Genomic DNA, 17667 nt, shown 5'->3' on the forward strand with positions numbered 1-17667 from the left:
CTGCATTTGTTACCTCTATATTAAACGATCTCTTTACCCCAATCTAGCTATACACCTAGCTTTAGATTCCAATAGATCCTTCCTGATTCTAAAGGGGGTGACGGGCACCATTCTACCAACAGCTACTCCCAAACTAAAAAAAGCACAGCTAGTGTTTTCTACACTAACTGTGCCCTTCTTACTTACAGCTGCACTCTGCGACGAGTCACAAAGTATGTGATTGCTCCGATTAGTAACAAACCAAGTCCAACGACTAGCATCGTGTATGTTGATGTGGCTGTTGATGGTAGTTTGCTGCCTTTTTCAGTGTTGTTCTTGTTGGTTGACGTTGATGTTTCGTCTGTTCCTTCTTCTTTCTCAACCGTTTCTTTGTCATTCGAGGCAGTATCTTCCTCTTTGTCCGCGATTGGCGTTCCTTCTTCTTCCTCGACAACTGGATCTGTTGTATCTCCGTCATTTTCTTCAGCAGGAGGGGTTACTTCCTCTTCCTCCTCAGCATCTGGATCTTCTTCGATTGGAGTAGCCTCCTCCAAACGATCAATTGCCAATTGTAGTGCAGCGATTGACGCATTCAATTCTTCATCCGTTTCAATAGTAGTCAGTGCCTCTTCCGCCACTGTGATGGCTTCTTGAAGGGCTGCGAACGAACCTTCTGTATAGCTTCCATCCTCATTAGAATAGCCTTGTGCTGCTTCAATTAACGTTTCTAGTTCACTAACATCTAGTTCCTCTTCTTCAGTGTCTGAAAGAGGGGCCACACGGTTAAGCGATGCTTGCTCATACGCGTAAGATAGTTCAATTAGCTTCGGCTCACTGTAAGCCATTGCAGAGAATGTGACCCCAACCGGAAGACCTTCTGATGTGTAGCCACCAGGAACGGTAATGGAAGGATAACCTGCTCTTGCTGGAGCAGCTGCACCATAGTTTTTCGGGAACAGGATGGCATCTAAATCGTGTTCAGCAAAAGCCTTATCAATTCCCTGTTCTCCAGAGTAAAGAAGGTCCAAACGACGGCTTTCTAAATAGTCAGGGTCCTTTTGATCATCACTCATACCTTGTGATTGGATGAGATACGATTGACCATATGGAATTGCTTCTGGATGTTCTTCGTTCCAAGCAATAATATCGGCTAGCGTTTTAACCGGGACATCATCCGACGTTTTACTTAAATACGCATTTAGATCATGCTTAAATTCATGGAATAAGACGATGGAGTTATTGCTTTGAATGTTGAGTTCAATAGGATCAATGATGATCGCGCCTTTTTCCTCCATAAGTGCGATGGCATTTTCCATGATCTCGACTTCTTCTTCAGAGAGCCAGCGATAGGTACTACGATCCACCCCTATACGAGCTCCTACTAATCCCTCTTCATTTAAAAAGTTACTGTAGTTATGGGTGTTTCCTTCACTCGTTGCCGTTACCTCATCAGCAGGATCATATCCAGAAATCACAGTTAGCATTGCGGCTGCATCTTCAACGGTTCTCGTCATCGGACCAGCTGTATCCTGACTACTCGCAAGCGGGATAATCCCTGTTCGACTGACTAACCCAACTGTCGGCTTAATCCCAACAAGCGAGTTACTGCTAGATGGACTTAAGATTGAACCTGAAGTTTCTGTTCCAATCCCAGCAGCAGCAAGGTTTGCAGCAACCCCGCCTCCAACACCAGAGCTTGATCCACCCGTATCAAAAATTCCTGGACCATACGGATTCATGGCTTGACCACCAAACCCACTAAACCCGTTCGGAAGACCTCTCGTTAAAAAGTTAGCAAACTCAGACATCGTACTTTTTCCAAGAATGATCGCCCCTGCATCGCGGAACTTCTTTGCAATAAATGCATCCTCACTAGCGTAATTATCCTTTAGGACAACAGCTCCTGCCGTTGTTGGCATGTCGTCAATGGTATCGACGTTATCCTTAAGCATAATTGGTATCCCATAAAGAGGTCCTCGAGTGCCCGACCCTCTATTGGCATCTAACTCCGCCGCAATGGCCAACGCATCCGGATTGATTGAGATATAGGCATTGACAATATCTTCGTACTTCTCAATCCGGTCTAAGTACATCTGGACAAGCTCGACTGAAGTCAGTTCCCCTGATTGAAGGGCAGCTTGCATTTCGGCAATTGTGGCCTCTTCAATCTCAAACGTTTGTGTGATCTCAGTTGCAGCTAGTGTGGTTTCTCCAAAGCCCCCAACAACTAACGCATATGCTAGAGAAACAACGCCTGTCATCTTTACAAATCTCTTAAATTTCAGCATACTATGTACCCCTTTCATCTAGTAAGTTGGATAATTCCTCCTTATGTTCAAATAATAGTCTACTCATCAAACACTCTCTACAAGATTGAAAGATTTTCTGACCACGTAATTTTCGAGTACCGAAATATAAATAGACAAGAGCTATAGTTAAACCTGAAAAAGCTCCTATCTCTTTTACTGAGAGATAGGAGCTTCTACTATTTATCAATGCACAATAATATACCAATGGGAACATTTTTAAATCACCAATTTTAGCAAGCTCATTCGCTTCTTCTGTAGTAAATGGTTTTCCTGCTATGCTCCTTAATCTCTCACAGCTACATCACTGTTCCTATTTCATTATCCTGTTGAAAATGGTCAACATATCATACAAGGCGTTTTCTGCTTCTACTTGACGCGTATTCTCATCTTTATAATGCAATGGATTATGTCTACTTGGATAATGAACATAAGGATTTCTAACATTAGAACTCCTACTAGTAAAGGCTGTATATTCCTAATCAGATTGAATGAGTCCAATTTCTTTCGCCTTCCTTAGGAGTGAGCGGTAATCCAATCTCTTCAAATCGACATCCAATTCCTTACGAATCATTTTTTCAATTAGTGCTTGCGAGAGCATGACTGTCGAAATATAGTTTCCATCTATGTAACTTTTGGTGGCCTCACTTAAAATGTCCTCTGAATTCGGGTAAGAGTCGATCCAAATTAGGTATTTATTATCATCAAAATAGTTATTAACAAACATTTTCCTTTTTGCTCTAGCTTTTCTACTTTTCTTGTCACTCTTTTTTAAATCCTTCTTGATGCTTTTAAGATCTAAATTGCTTTCTTTACTATGATTCAATGCTCTACGTCCTCCTTTACGCTTCTCTATTGTGATTGAATTAGTCTAAAACTTTAATTTCAATGTATCAGTTCACCAGTCATGCGATTTATGAATTTTAAAAATAATAAAAGAACAAAAGGTTATGTATTAAAACATAGCCTTTTGTTCTTTTATTAAATCTATCATTTAGACATTATATACGGTTTCAATTGCATTACAATATCATCGATCGCTTGCTTTGAGTTAATTGTTGTTGACTCAGAGCCTTTTAAACGAATATCTTCTAGAATCTTCAACAAATGTTGCTGAGACAATTTTTGTTCTTGCTTTGTCGCTAACATATAATCCTCCATATTTCATTACTGATGTAAATCAGACACATTATTTACTTATATTAACACAGACAAAAGTATTGAGGAATCTAAATATATCGACAATTTTCTCCATTTATAAACGGTAGATCTAGTAGGATTGTTAAGTTTTAATCTTTTGAAGGACCGTAGCCATTTGTATTGAGCTTACATCTATTCAGCGTCTTTCTAGCCATCTAAAAACCCGGTACATACTTTCACGTGTACCGGGTTAATTATGCAATTAGACAACTATTAAACAACCTGATCCTTTTTCACCCCATTCTCACTCATCTACTATTAGCTTTCTGTAACTGTGCCTTCAGTGAGTGAGAATTATTCTAAGAACATGTTGTTGAACGTATGGAAGAGAGGACTAGAAGAAAAAGATATCGAAGTCTTCTTGGAAGATTATATAAGAGATATACTCGGACGGTACGAGCAGAAAAGTTTGATTATTACTTCTAATCTAGAGCTTAGTCAATGGAATCTTATTTTTATTGACTCAAGGCTAACTGCAGCACTGGTGGATCGACTAATTCACCACGCTCATGTCCTAACATTCACTGGTGAAAGTTACAGGCTTTCTAATGCACTTTCCCTACGAAGATAGATTTAAAAATTGGGTTGCAAAACTCTGCATTATCTTTTGCATTTTTCTGCACTTTTTTCTTGCAAAACACAGCAACCTTAACACACTAGAGAAGTTCTAGGCAGACAACAGCTGGTGTAAACGTTAAAAAATAAACATAGGAGACTGTATTTATACGTACAAAGAGCCCCCAGCTATATCTAGTGTTTAGCTGGGGGCTCTTTGCTCAATTTACTTTAGTGTACTAACGCCTTGTCATTTCAGGGTTCTGGAACCTAACTTATTTTGTTCATGCGATTATAATTTTCATTTTTTTACACATCTTAGCAGAAATCTAATAATGTATTAAACTTACCACCCGCAAAAAATATTTAAATCTTTTTTTTAAAAAGTTTATATATATTTAGCAAATAGCTCTTTTCTTCTTTATTAAAAAGGAGGAAAAAAGAGAATAATATATATCCTATGGTAATTATTGTTCCTGCAAGCATCAAATCCCAAAAATTATTTACCTGGAAGTAAAATTGGATAATAATACTTAAAATAATTACAAACGACGCACCAATAATTGGATATAGCAAACCAACAAAATACTTCCGCAGTGGTTGATTAGTCACTAAAGAACTATATATTGGAATAAAAATAACATTCTTAGCTATTAATGAGATAGCACCTGCTAAGACGATACCATAAAGTCCTAAATTAGTATATACTGATAATGAAATAGCCAATATAAGGTTGATAACCCCTAACATGATCGTTGCTAAGCCTGGAAACATTAGTTTATTTACGGCTGTAAATATATGATTTAAAGGTAAAGGACTAAGTGTAATTATTAAATATGCGCAGCTTAATATTAGAAGCCATTTATGTGCTACAAATTCAGGTCCTAACCAAATATTTAATATCGACCCCGCAAATCCACAAATTAAAGAAGCTGGTAAAGCTATCAATAAACCATTTAATTTAACTGATTTGTTACAATAATTTATAAGGGCTTCCATATTTTTACTGGCATAATTTTTAATTATTACAGGAGCAAATACGGACGAAGTAATGTTTGCAACTGTTCTCAATAATAATGGGAGCTGTAACATAGCTCCATAAACTCCAGCTTTTGATGCACCGAATATTATATTCGCAAGTATAATTTCAACTGAGAGAAATAATATAACTCCGATTTGTCCAATTGAATTCCATATTCCAGAACTAAGTAACTCTTTTAAAATATTTAAATTAAATCTTTTAAAGTTTATAGCTATTACTGGTATTAATTTCTTAAAAAAGAAAATACTCAAAAGCAAAGAGATAACTCCAGCTATCATTGCAGCTAAATTAATATACCATATTTTCGGGGATAATACGGTAAGCAATAATAAAATAGCAGCCCCTTTTGTAACTGCATTTATAGCTTCTATACCTTTAGTAATATATAACTTATTTACTGCAAATGGACCAGCTAAAAATAGAGAATTAATAAAAGTAATAATAACCAATGTTCCGCCAAAAAATATTGCTAGTTTTACATCAGTCAATAAATACTCAGGTACGTCTATTAATTTGTTTATCTTTGTTATTAATATCACTATAATTACAATTATTATTATTGCTCCAAAGAGTGTTGAAACCAAATAAGTATTAAAATACTCTTCTGCCTTTCTATTATTACCTTTTGAAATAGATATCGCTAAAAACCTTGCAATTACAGAACTTAACGCAAAAGTTAAAACAGACAATATACTAATAACTTGTTGAGTTAATGGTATAAATCCGTAAGCTTCCGTTCCTAGATTGGTAATTATCAACGGAGTCATCCAAAAAGTAATAAATACGGTTAGAAGAAATGTAAGGATGGAGGCCCCTAAATTATAAATCAAGTTGTCTTTCATACCTATTTCCTTCCAATTGAAATCTAATGTTTCTAAAACAAAACTAAAAATCATTTCCAAAAAATGTGATATAATATGTTATAAGTAACAGATTTCTATCTATTATTATTTGTCATACTTTATTGATGATTTTATTTCTTCCAATACCTCAATGTTAATGTTATACATTAATTTCAATTCTTTTTTCTTTTCTTTCATCTTGCTTTTATTCTTGCTATAATCCCTTAATAGTTCATTTGTTCTTTTAATTGCACATGAATAGTCACTTATTAACTCATGCAAAGTAACCATATTTTCTTCAAAACCTGTCAATTTAAAGAACTCCGTAACTTTTTGTTGCCAACTAACACCAATGAAGGGGATATTTTGGGATAGTGCGACTATTGTAGAGTGCATTCTAGTCCCAACTAAAAAGTCCAATTTATCAAATAAAAGAAGAGTATTCTTTAAATTCATGAAGTTGATAAATTCCAGTCTACTACTATCGATATTCATGTATAATTTTAAGTCCTCTATAGCTTTTACATCCAACTTTTCAGTACAAAACACTGATATATTATATTTTGAATTTTCGAGGTAATGATTTATTATCTTTTTTAAATTCAAAAGATATTTCTCGTATATCTCATCTGTATAGTCTGCTAATCTTATATCCATGACATTAACGCCAATTGTTTTAATTTCACTCTCTTGTTTATCATTGTTTTGTAGAAAAATAACCGGATCAACTGTTTGAAATAACTTGTTTTGCCCCTTATTTAATTCGCTAACGAGGTCATATGACTTTCTATCTCTTACAGTTACATAATTGGCCATATCTAACACTTCAATAGTTTTGTTAATTTGGGATTTTGTTTGGAATGGACCAATACCTACGTTAATTACAAAAATAGGTTTTCCTTTCTTTTTGGCCTCTTTGAGCATTAGACCAAAGTAAAACGCTGATGATGAGCTTCTTTCAGTATCAAATATTGCATTACCTCCACCAATAATTAAAGCATCTACTTCTTCAATTTTTTTTCTATATGAAATAAGATTTTTATTTTTAATTGCTTTTTTCTTATTAAAATAGTCTCTTAAAACTGAAATTAAATAGGTTTTCCTTAAATGCTTTCTATATAAATTATTTATAAAATTGCTTGCCTTTATAGATTGAGGATGATGAGGACTGTAGTCAAAAGATTCATCTAAAGACCCATAAGAAGATAAATTAAAATCAAACCTATAAATTTCTTCCACGTAATCATTTAGCAATTTTTCAAGCTCTCGTACAATTAATTCGTCACCTAAATTTTTACTGCCATATCTGCTTATAAAGATTACTTTCATAGTTCCACCTGTTCTCTAAAGTAATATTTCCCACTCACTTATTACATTTCTATAATTATATTTCTCTAAGTTATTATTCGTATTATTTGAAAGGTATATTCTTAAATCTTTATTTAAAATTAACTTACTTATTGCGTTTGAAAATTGACTTATATTGTTTTTTTGTACTAGAAGGCCATTTTCATTATCTCTTAGTATACTTCTAGGACCATAATTACAATCAAAAGCTATAACTGGAATTCCCACCTTTAATGCTTCAATAATAATCAGACCAAATGATTCAAATCTAGATGGTACAACTAAAAAGGCGTATTCATTATAAATACTATATATATTTTCTTTGTATCCTTTTAAATTAATATAAGTTTTTAAGTTTTGTTTCGAAATTTGATTTTTAATATTAACCATTTCTGGCCCTGAACCAAATATATCTAATCGCCAATCATCATCACTAATTAAATTCAATACTCTACCAAATGATTCAACTAATAAATCAGCACCTTTCTCATAGCTTAATCTCCCAACGAAAAGTACTTTTTTGCTATCGCTATTATAGGATGATTCTATAATATTTGGATCAAGTGCATTAGGAATTGTTTTAATTTTAGATTTTTTATCCTTAAATATTTCAGCATACTCTCGCTCATTTTCTTCTGTTAATACAACAAATTTATCAGAATACCTAATTGTATGTTTTAGACCTAACCAACTTAAACCAAATCTACTATAATTACTTAATCCGGTATGGTCACGTACAATAACTTTAATTGACTTGTCTTTCAAAAACTTTTTTGGTATGAAAGGAACCAGTCCTACCCCTTCAACAACAAGAGTAGTAAAGTTTGCAGATGAAAGAAGCCTTTTACACTCAAAGTAAGTTTTTAAAAACACCTTTTTTAAATCCACATTGCCTTTTAGTGATCCTTTTAAAAATATAGTTTCAGGACCAAAGTCATATTTTGTTTCCTCAAATTGAAATAGTGATATTATTGTAACTGAGAACTTTTCATTATTCAGTGCTTTTGCTATTATTGATAACGATTTTTGTATCCCACCACCAGTTGCAGCTGAAGAAACCAAAAAAGCAATATTTTTCAAATTAGACACCTACTTATAAATTTTTCGTTCAACTTGAATATTCTGCAAGCAAAATTATTTTATTAGTCTTATTAGTTTTTCTACAATTTAATATCATCTGAGTTTAACATTATATTAATTAGGGACTACGTTATTTTGAAATAAGCTGTAATTAATCTTACTCATCTTTTTTCCAAAATAATTTAAGAAGAAAAATGGAGTCTATCTTTGAAAATTATGGTCAACCTTTAGTTAAGCCTTAACTGTGATAACTTCCCTTTCCTGTCTGTTACTTAACAAAAGAATATAAGTAAGGGAAAACCATAATATTGGTTCAATTAAATAATTACTTCCAGATAGTAAATTTACAAAAGAAAACAAAAACAAACTAAATGAAAAGTAGTATCTAAAATCACATGAATTTTTGATCGATTTTGTAAATACGAAAATGATAAATAATATGCTAATAAGCAGCAAAAATACTCCTCCATCTATTAATAAATCTAAAAATAGATTGTGAGAAAAATGCGCAGAAGGATGAATTAAATATACAGAACCAATACCATGTCCCCAAAAAGGACTATTTTGAATAAGTTCTAACGAATCTCTATATATAACTAATCGTCCAGATGTATTTTCCCAATCAATTAAGCCACCGCCACTAAGATCTAAGAAACTAAATCCTCGAAAAATACCATCCTTAAGAGTTTCATTGTTAAGGACAATGAAACTTACACTAACTAATAATAAAGATGTTAAAAGCACTAATTTACTTGTCTTTTTAACACTGACTTTTGTTTGCTTTAATACATTAAAAAAGAATAATACTAGGAAAATTATACTTAGTACCATTGCTCCCCTACCACCCGAGAAAAATAAAGCTGTATATGATATAACTAAACTTGTTAATATCAAAATGCTCTGTTGCACTTTTCTAGTAGAGTTTTTCAGATATAAATCAAATAGGAGGACAAAGCTCAACGCTATGTTTAGAACAGAAATGTAAGAAAAGTCATTATAATTAACTCCACCAAAGTTTAAAGTATGGGCTAAAAAAAATGAAGATTTATTTAAATATAAATATTTTAATAGTGATAATGAAATTAAAATATTTATTAATTTAACTTGTTTTACTTGCCAATTTATAGTCTTTCTCGTCAAAATATAAGCAAGGAGTATCATTGGAAATGCTCTTATCACTACTGTCAAATACTTAGTTTCTGCAAAACTATCAACATTTCCGTGAATAGACATTGTTAATAGTATAGAAGAGATCATGATTAAAGCTATTAAAATAATCATAACAAGCTTTTTTGGGATAGTTTTCTTAATTAATACATCCCTTAGAAATACTATTGCTATTATAAAAAAAGTAAGAAGTGTTAATGTCCTGTAAACCGTACTGTTATAAGTAATATTTAACAGGTTGTTAACTACAGGATATAATTCTGTTAAAAAAATAAAGATATATAAATACATAATATTAAAGCACCTACTTTACACGATCAATACTGTATGCATCTTTTTGAAATATCCTTATAGGAAAATTCATGTATCCCCTTTTGTTCAGCCACTTCTTTCATCCCTAGATACTGATCTCTATTATTATATAGTTCTTCAATTACTAGCATAATCTCATCAATTGAGTCTTCATATAAAAACTTACAGTTTCCGCCTAGATCAACGTGTGTAGTCCCTTCCCAGTACTTCACTACAATGGGCTTTCCTAGGCCTACCACTTGTTCCCATAGGACAGAATGTCTTCCAGGAAAAACAACTAGATCCGATGACGCTAAATGTTTATAGCTTTCATGGTTTTCAAGCCACCCAATAAATTGGACCTTTTTCCCATCACATAAATCATTTACTTGCTTCTTTAAATCATTTACAACCGAACCAAAAACAACTAATTTAATATTATCATTATTAATATTCTTAATAGCTTGCATTAACAGAAGGGTTTGTTTTTTTGCATGATCTATTTTTCCACCAGTCATAACTAAAAAGTCCTTCTCCTCAATGCCGTAACTATTTCTTACTATTTGTTTTGACTTTTCACTTTTTGCCTTTTCTACTTCATCATCGTCAGCTCCCATAACTAACAGCTCTACCTTTTCTTCTGGGATCTTATACATATTTACTAGAAAGTCTACTCTAGCTGGCAACACTCCATAAAATTTTGTTGTATATGGCTCTATCTCAGACGCACAATGTTTCCATACAATTTTATGAAGGATATGTTTAGAGATCCAATTCTTAGCACTATTTGAAAAGTCCGCATGATTATCAACATACACTTTAACCAGAGGATTTTCTTTTACGTATTTGACTATATATTTTATATCATAAAATTGACAGCCATGTATAAATATAATATCAGGTCTAGACTTCTTTATTGCTGCAAAAGTTCCTTTATATTGACGTAATCTTTTGCTAAACTTTGATTTCTTATAGTCTAATCTAGTAACTGGAATATCATACTCATTAATATAAGAACCACCTGATTTCATTAAGCAACTGTTTCCATTCTCATCAAAAGACACCAGAGAAGCGAGTATTTCTACATCTAACCCCATTTGTTTATGATGCTTTGGCAACATATTTTCTTGATATGAATAATTATCGATATAAAAAGATGCTAAGCATACATGTAATACTTTCAAATTCTATTCTCCTAACTTCAAAAAGGTTTTAACGTCATTAAAACAATTGGCTTCTCTTGATAAAGTAATATCTCCCCATTCCCACCAATTGCTTTCTAAAAGCTTTTCTATCACATCGTCATCAAAACGTTTACGTATAAATTTTGCTGGATTACCTGCCCATATTTCATATGCACCAACATTCTTGGTAAGGACTGAACCCATACCAATAACCGCACCATGTTCTATTTTGATACCACTTTTTATCAAACAATTATTACCAATCCAAACATCATTTCCAATAACCGTTTCTTCCACAGTATTATACTCATGAGATGCAAAGTTTTTTTTCATTATATTACGTCCTTCATGGAAAACAGGCGAGCTAGAAACCCAATCTATAGGATGACTTGCACCACCAATAATACAGTTATCGGCAATTGAGCAAAAACTTCCTATTGTTACATTAACAACAGTGCAAGAATTTCCTATATAGGAATACCTCCCTAACATAGTATTTAATACATGAGAAGCAGAACATACTCTCGCCGTCCTATCAACTCTTGAATTTCTGATTGCAGGAATTTGAACTTTTTTTATAAGCTTTGCTAATAAATAATTATATTTCATTTATTCCTCCAAGGTATAATTTTCATTTTCTCCAAACAACTCTGTTAACGTAATCAGTATAAGACAATATAATCCTAAGTACCTTATCCGATACATTAGGCATGCTATAGTCTGCAACTTCCCTTAAATCCCCTTCTTTTTGAGTTTCTAATACTTCTAGTCCCTGAAGGATTCGTTCTTTCTTTAGTCCTACCATCATAACTGATGCTTCTTCCATTGCTTCTGGTCTTTCGTGAGCTTGTCTTATATTAAGAGCTTTAAAACCTAGAATTGAAGACTCTTCACTAATCGTTCCACTATCGCTTAGAACTGACTTAGATTTAATTTGTAGCTTTACATAGTCATTAAACCCTAATGGTTTTAACGTCTGAACTAAAGGGTTAAACTTTACACCTTTGGCATTAATCATATTTCTAGTTCTGGGGTGTGTACTAACAATAACAGGTGAGTTATATTTCACCGCAATTGCATTTAAACTATCAACTAAATCTTGAAAGTTAGTGTCCGAACTAATATTTTCTTCTCTATGAGCCGAAACGACAAAATAATTTCCTTCTTCTAATCCCAATCTTTCTAACACATCAGAGCTCTCAATATCGTTTTTTCTTGAATTGAGAACTTCAAACATAGGGCTGCCAGTTTTAATAATTCTATCTGCAGATAAACCTTCTCTTAAGAGATACTCTCTTGCAATATCACTATACGTTAAATTAATATCTGCAGTATGATCCACAATTTTTCTGTTTGTTTCTTCTGGCACCCTTTGATCAAAGCATCTATTTCCAGCTTCCATATGGAATATTGGTATATGTCTTCTTTTCGCAGCGATTGCACATAAGCAACTATTTGTATCACCTAGTACTAATAAAGCATCTGGTTGAACTTCTTCCATAATTGGATCAATTTTCACAAGAATATTACCTATTGTTTCAACAGCAGTGCCGTTAGCTGCATTCAAAAAAAAGTTGGGTTTCTTCAAATTAAAATCTTTAAAAAATACTTCATTTAATTCAAAATCATAGTTTTGGCCTGTATGAACAAGTGTATGATCTATGGCATTTGATTCTTCTAATTTATTCATAACAGCCGACAGTCTGATTATCTCTGGCCTAGTACCAACGACTGTCATAACTTTTAATTTTTTCATATGGTTAAACCTCCAGGTAGTAAGTATCTGGCTTTTCTGGATCAAATAGCTCATTTGCCCACATAACAGTGACCATATCCGTATCACCAAGATTCTCAATGTTGTGCGTATATCCAGTAGGTATATCAACTACTTCCAACTTGTCCCCACTGACAAAATATTCAATAACTTCATTAGAATCAATTTCTCTAAAACGAATAACTCCATGTCCGCTGACAACCAAAAACTTTTCATTTTTTGTATGATGCCAGTGATTGCCCTTTGTAATCCCTGGTTTAGAAACGTTTACTGAAACTTGACCTCGCTCTGGTGTTTTAATAAACTCAGTGAATGAACCTCTATTATCTACATTCATTTTTAAATCATAACTAAATTGATCTTCTGGTAAATAACTTAAATAAGTACTATATAACTTTTTAAGAAGTGAATTAGACATATTAGGTATTGTTCGTTCTTCTCGACTTTGTCTAAAAGAATAAATCAAATCAACAATTTCACCTAGAGTAATAGTGTATACTACTGGTACCACACAAAAATCATCATTTTTATTTTCACTACCTTTTAATGCATTAATAAGTTCTTCTACAACATCATCAATATAAACTAAATTCATCTTGATATTCGGGTCATTAACATTGATTGGTAAACCATGAGTAATATTATGACAAAAGGTAGCTATTGCACTGTTATAATTCGGTTTACACCATTTCCCGAAAACATTAGGAAAACGATATACTAGCACTTTTGCTCCTGTTTGATTACTGTATTGAAATAGTAAATCTTCGCCTGCTTTTTTACTGATACCATATGGGTTTTCTTGCTTGGCTTGGATAGAAGATGAAATCATAACTGGACAAGGGTTGTTGTACTTTTTTAGAGTTTCTAGTAATGTAGATGTAAAACCATAGTTTCCCTCCATGAATTCAGATTGATCCTCAGGTCGATTTACTCCTGCAAGATGAAATACAAAATCCGTATCTCTACAATAATCGTCAAGTAAAGATGAATCTGTGTCCCTATTATATTCATAGATATCAATATAGTTTTGGTTTCTTAACTCTGCTATGAGATTTTTACCAATAAAACCTTTTGATCCAGTTACTAGTATCTTCATCATTTATTCCAACCTTTCAATTCTTCATGCACATAATCAAGCATTAAAAGTTTATCTTTAATCGCCTCAATTCTTAATCGCTCTGTGTTATGAGAATTATACTCCTCTTCAGAAGATAAATTTTGGTCCCCTTCTTCAAAGTACTTTTCATAGTTAAGATCTCTTTTGTCTGCAGGTACTCGATAAAATCCACCTAAATCTTTTGAAACTACATGTTCTTCTCTTGTAAGCAACGTTTCATATAACTTTTCACCATGACGAGTGCCAATGACTTTTATCTCATTATCAACATTAAATAATTCCTTAAGTGCCTGTGCTAAATCTCCAATAGTTGATGCTGGTGATTTTTGTACCATAATATCACCGGCTTCAGCATTCTCAAAAGCAAATACAACCAGTTCAACAGCCTCTTCCAAACTCATAAGGAATCTTGTCATGCTAGGATCAGTAACTGTCAAGGGTTGTCCACTTTTGATTTGTCCAATAAATAATGGAATTACAGAACCTCTTGAAGCCATTACATTTCCATAACGAGTTCCACAAATTAAGGTTTTCTCTGGATCTACTGTTTTTGCTTTAGCTACAAATACCTTTTCCATCATAGCTTTTGAAATCCCCATCGCATTTATAGGGTAAGCAGCTTTATCAGTAGAAAGACAAATAACTTTCTTTACCCCACTTTCAATAGCAGCGTTTAAAACGTTCTCTGTTCCTATTACGTTTGTCTTAACAGCTTCTAGAGGAAAGAACTCACAAGAAGGAACTTGTTTTAATGCAGCTGCATGGAAAATATAATCTACCCCATACATGGCATTTTTTACACTTGCCACATCTCTTACATCCCCTATATAAAACTTAAGCTTTTCATTTTTATAAAGCTTTCTCATATCATCTTGTTTTTTCTCATCTCGAGAAAATATTCTTATTTCTTTTATATCTGTATCTAAAAACCTTCTCATAACGGCATTACCGAAAGAACCGGTACCACCCGTAATTAGTAGTGTCTTATTATTAAACAATTTGTTTCGCCTCCAATTTCGGGTTATCCCCTAAGTTCAAATCCATTCTATTTAATAAATCATCCTTATTAAAATTTCTATCATAGTAGACTTTTGCATTTTGACCTAATTGGATTAATTCCTCATTTGTTTTTGATAATAACTCAATAATAATCTCTGAAAGTTTCTCTGCATCACCAGCGGGACTTGAGAAACCAGATTTTGAATCTTTAATGATCTGACATGTTTCACCCTCAGCAGAGGCAATTATTGGCATCCCGCACGCCATATAAGATTGTAACTTTGCAGGAATTGTCATAGAGAAAAGTGGACTATTTGTTAAACTAAGGAAAGCCGCATCACTAGCTGCCATAAATTCCGGTATTCTACTAGCAGGTTGTTTCTCTATAAAATTAAACATATCTGATACATTGTTTGAATCAACCATATTTACTATAGTTTCTTTATACCTTCCATCTCCAACTATGTTAAAACGAATTTTCCTATTTATTTTTTTTTCTTTAATTAATACGGCTGCTTTTGGTAAAATATCTAAACCTTGAGCATTTCCAATATTACCAGCAAATATTATATTGAATGCCTCATCATCTGGAATTTCGACAATGCTTTTTTTGTTCAGTGGTTTATAGAACTCTTCAGCATATTGTGGCCAATACTCTACTTTTTCCTTGTCTACATTACGCTTAACAATTGAATCTACAAAGCTATTTGATGTAGTGAAAATCTTAGTACAACGTTTATAGATATAATCTACCATCCTACCAATACTACCTATAACATATTTATTTTTGATTCCTGTAATAATCTCCACATTTTCAGGCCAAAGATCTTGTACATATAAATAACAAGGAATATTTTTCCTTTTCGAGTACCATACCCCAGGTAAGGCTTGAGTCATTGGGGAAACCTCAAATATAAATACATAATCCGCTTTTATTTTTGTGAATACATTCCAAAAGAATCCTGATACTACAAATGATAAATAATTTAAGGCAAGCATTATTGAATTATTTCCTCTTGGAATTAAAGGTATTCTAACAATATTGATTCCATTGTATGTCTCTCTTCTTTTCTTTAAAAGTCCATATCCTTCATAATATTTACCTTGCGGATAGTTTGGTATACCAGTTATAACAGTAACTTTATAACCCTTTTTTACCCATTCAGTACAAATATCATTAATCCTAAATTGTTCAGGGAAGAAATATTGTGAAATAACTAAAATATGCTTATTCATATTCCATCAACCCTCCATAGTTATTTCTCCGTCAATTCAATTGTTTTCTGGAGATCTCTTATTTGATAATTCTCTTTATATATACTCATGCTTCTTTCGTAAACCAAATTCCCAAACACTTTATTAATAATATCTAATTTTAAACCCAACAAGTTCAATATTGGATTAAACATCTTTGTAAGTGTAATATCCTTACCGTGATATTCAGCTATAATCTTTACCATTTCGCTGGTCCTTACATACTCTCTATTTTGTGGAAAAAACAATCCGCGTTCTTCGTGATCAATTAAAAGTCTAATAAACTCACTAAGATTATCAATATGAAGCATACTACGCTTATTATCTATATCAGGAAATAAAGGTAATATTTTTGCCGCCTTAGCAAGCTTAGGATAATTACCTTTCGAGTTTTTCCCATATATCATTGGCGGTCTTATAATTGCAACTTTGAAACTTTCACTATCTAATGATTTGATACCTTCTTCTGCCTGCAGTTTACTATTTCCATAGAAGTTACTAGGGGTAGGAGTCGTGTTTTTATCGATAACTCTTTTTTCACTACTGCTATCACCATATACAATAATACTACTCATAAAAATAAATTGCTTCACATCTTCAGCTTTTGCCTTTTTAGCAGTTTCTATTGTTAAATCACGATTAACCTTATAATATAGACCCTCCATTTTCGGATCTGATGAGACATGAGCAATTCCAGCAACATGGAACACAACATCATAGACAGAAAAGTCCTTTTCTTTCCAAGAATCATCTCTTAGACTAATTAAATCTATTGAATACCCATCATGATAATTATCGAGCCAACTCATAAGGCTCTTCCCCACATAACTGTTTTTTCCCGTTATCAGTATTTTTTTCATTTAGAAATACTCTCCTTGCTACAAGCAACTTCCTTCTTAGGGCCAGTTCCGCCTTCAACTACCCCGTCACTTTTAACAACACTTACAATCGTTCCAAAGAAACACTTAACATCCATCCAAAGATTAATTTGCTCAACATACTCGCCATCTAACTTAGCCTTAACCTCAATAGGGAGTTCGTCTCTTCCATTGATCTGAGCCCAACCTGTTAATCCAGGCGGGATATCATTAGCACCATACTTATCCCGTTCTGCGATAAGGTCATACTGATTCCAAAGTGCTGGTCTTGGCCCAATAATACTCATTTGCCCAATAAATATATTCCAAATTTGTGGTAACTCATCAAGTGAAGTCTTTCTCAAAAACTTACCCATTTTTGTAATATATTGTTCTGGATTCCCTAACATGTGTGTAGGAGTATCCTTAGGGGTATCAATCCGCATAGTACGGAATTTTAGTATATTGAAATGTGTTTTATTTATCCCGATACGCTTTTGCTTAAATAATACTGGACCTCTTGAGTCAAATTTAATAGCAATTATTAAAATGATATAGAGTGGTGATAAGACTATAAGTCCAATTAAAGAGAGTATAATATCTATTAATCTTTTAAATTTCATATACATGCAGTAGCACCTCTCAAAAAAGTTATTTAGTAAATTAGAATATG

General features: G+C 33.0%; 15 protein-coding genes and 1 pseudogene. 1 reads left to right on the forward strand and 15 read right to left on the reverse strand.

Annotated elements, in window-relative coordinates; translation table 11 throughout:
* Positions 1-182 precede the first annotated feature (182 nt).
* From J7W16_RS18650 to J7W16_RS18660, 3 genes are all read right to left on the reverse strand, one after another.
* The gene (locus tag J7W16_RS18650; protein WP_210599003.1) at positions 183-2267 is read right to left on the reverse strand and encodes an amidase family protein; all 2085 of its coding nucleotides are present in this window, start codon (positions 2265-2267) and stop codon (positions 183-185) included.
* Positions 2268-2763: 496 nt separating this feature from the next.
* Positions 2764-3111 carry a hypothetical protein gene (locus J7W16_RS18655; protein WP_210599004.1) on the reverse strand — a complete coding sequence of 116 codons (348 nt, stop codon included), beginning with the start codon at positions 3109-3111 and terminating at the stop codon, positions 2764-2766.
* 164 nt (positions 3112-3275) lie between these two features.
* On the reverse strand, positions 3276-3434 hold the full coding sequence (locus J7W16_RS18660) for a YwzD family small protein (protein WP_210599005.1): 159 nt from the start codon (positions 3432-3434) through the stop codon (positions 3276-3278).
* 445 nt (positions 3435-3879) lie between these two features.
* Here J7W16_RS18660 and J7W16_RS18665 point away from each other — a divergent pair.
* Positions 3880-4056, forward strand: a pseudogene (locus J7W16_RS18665) (ATP-binding protein); the annotation flags it as partial.
* 350 nt (positions 4057-4406) lie between these two features.
* On the opposite strand, the gene J7W16_RS18670 reads toward J7W16_RS18665, so the two are convergent.
* From J7W16_RS18670 to J7W16_RS18725, 12 genes are all read right to left on the reverse strand, one after another.
* Entirely contained in the window at positions 4407-5924 is a 1518-nt protein-coding gene (locus J7W16_RS18670; RefSeq protein WP_210599006.1) for an MATE family efflux transporter, read from the reverse strand.
* Between the two features lie 105 nt (positions 5925-6029).
* Complete coding sequence (locus tag J7W16_RS18675; RefSeq protein WP_210599007.1) at positions 6030-7253, reverse strand: polysaccharide pyruvyl transferase family protein; 1224 nt, start codon at positions 7251-7253, stop codon at positions 6030-6032.
* A 15-nt stretch (positions 7254-7268) separates the two neighbouring features.
* Positions 7269-8351 (reverse strand): glycosyltransferase, encoded by a 1083-nt coding sequence (locus J7W16_RS18680; RefSeq protein WP_210599008.1) that lies wholly within the window; start codon positions 8349-8351, stop codon positions 7269-7271.
* A 231-nt stretch (positions 8352-8582) separates the two neighbouring features.
* Complete coding sequence (locus tag J7W16_RS18685; protein WP_210599009.1) at positions 8583-9809, reverse strand: O-antigen ligase family protein; 1227 nt, start codon at positions 9807-9809, stop codon at positions 8583-8585.
* A 26-nt stretch (positions 9810-9835) separates the two neighbouring features.
* Positions 9836-10993, reverse strand: coding sequence for a glycosyltransferase (locus J7W16_RS18690; protein ID WP_210599010.1), 1158 nt, complete (start codon positions 10991-10993; stop codon positions 9836-9838).
* Positions 10994-10996: 3 nt separating this feature from the next.
* Positions 10997-11602 carry a CatB-related O-acetyltransferase gene (locus J7W16_RS18695; RefSeq protein ID WP_210599011.1) on the reverse strand — a complete coding sequence of 202 codons (606 nt, stop codon included), beginning with the start codon at positions 11600-11602 and terminating at the stop codon, positions 10997-10999.
* A gap of 22 nt (positions 11603-11624) precedes the next feature.
* Entirely contained in the window at positions 11625-12749 is a 1125-nt protein-coding gene (wecB, locus tag J7W16_RS18700; protein WP_210599012.1) for a non-hydrolyzing UDP-N-acetylglucosamine 2-epimerase, read from the reverse strand.
* Positions 12750-12753: 4 nt separating this feature from the next.
* Entirely contained in the window at positions 12754-13863 is a 1110-nt protein-coding gene (locus J7W16_RS18705; RefSeq protein ID WP_210599055.1) for a capsular polysaccharide biosynthesis protein CapF, read from the reverse strand.
* On the reverse strand, positions 13863-14882 hold the full coding sequence (locus J7W16_RS18710) for a polysaccharide biosynthesis protein (RefSeq protein ID WP_210599013.1): 1020 nt from the start codon (positions 14880-14882) through the stop codon (positions 13863-13865). The genes J7W16_RS18705 and J7W16_RS18710 overlap by 1 nt, the downstream gene beginning before the upstream one ends.
* Positions 14875-16119: a glycosyltransferase family 4 protein gene (locus tag J7W16_RS18715; protein ID WP_210599014.1), complete on the reverse strand. Its 1245-nt coding sequence runs from the start codon at positions 16117-16119 to the stop codon at positions 14875-14877. Before J7W16_RS18715 ends, J7W16_RS18710 begins: the two co-directional genes overlap by 8 nt.
* Before the next feature lie 20 nt (positions 16120-16139).
* Positions 16140-16997, reverse strand: a complete 858-nt coding sequence (locus tag J7W16_RS18720; RefSeq protein WP_210599015.1) for an NAD-dependent epimerase/dehydratase family protein — start codon at positions 16995-16997, stop codon at positions 16140-16142.
* Positions 16994-17623, reverse strand: a complete 630-nt coding sequence (locus J7W16_RS18725) for a sugar transferase (protein WP_210599016.1) — start codon at positions 17621-17623, stop codon at positions 16994-16996. Before J7W16_RS18725 ends, J7W16_RS18720 begins: the two co-directional genes overlap by 4 nt.
* Positions 17624-17667 lie beyond the last annotated feature (44 nt).

The sequence above is a fragment of the Halalkalibacter suaedae genome, from assembly GCF_017939705.1.
GTDB classification, from domain to species: Bacteria; Bacillota; Bacilli; order Bacillales; family Bacillaceae_D; genus Halalkalibacter; species Halalkalibacter suaedae.